At 73.9% G+C, this 521-nt stretch carries 1 protein-coding gene; it reads left to right on the forward strand.

Annotated elements, in window-relative coordinates; all coding sequences use genetic code 11:
• Window positions 1–20: 20 nt before the first annotated feature.
• On the forward strand, window positions 21–521 hold a 501-nt coding region (locus tag QL983_RS11395), incomplete at its 3' end, for an NUDIX hydrolase (protein WP_290153090.1).

Genomic DNA, 521 nt, shown 5'->3' on the forward strand with positions numbered 1-521 from the left:
GTCGCCGGCCGCAGCCGCCTCTGCGCCCCGTCACCCCGGCCCCCGCGGGACCCCGTTCCGCCGCTGCCGCCTCCCTGCCCACGGTGGAAGAGGTCTCCGCCGGCGGCGTCATCGTCCGCGAGCATGACGGCGGCCTCGAGGTGGCTGTGATCGCCCGCTACAACCGCGGTGGTCGGCTCGAGTGGTGCCTGCCCAAGGGCCATCCCGAGGGTGAGGAGGACCACCGGCAGGCGGCCGTGCGCGAGGTGGAGGAGGAGACCGGGATCGCCGGCCACATCCTCGAGCCGCTCGGCGCGATCGACTACTGGTTCACGGTCGCCCGGCACCGCGTCCACAAGACCGTGCACCACTTCCTGCTGCGCGCCACGGGCGGCGAGCTGACCACGGAGAACGACCCGGACCACGAGGCCGTGGACGTCGCGTGGGTGCGCCTTGAGGACGTCGCGCGCCGCCTCTCCTTCGCCAACGAGCGCCGGATCGTCGACCTGGCCCGCCAGGTGGTCGACCAGCACTTCCCCCCG

It is taken from the genome of Micrococcus sp. APC 4021 (genome assembly GCF_030407635.1).
Classification (GTDB): Bacteria; Actinomycetota; Actinomycetes; order Actinomycetales; family Micrococcaceae; genus Micrococcus; species Micrococcus luteus.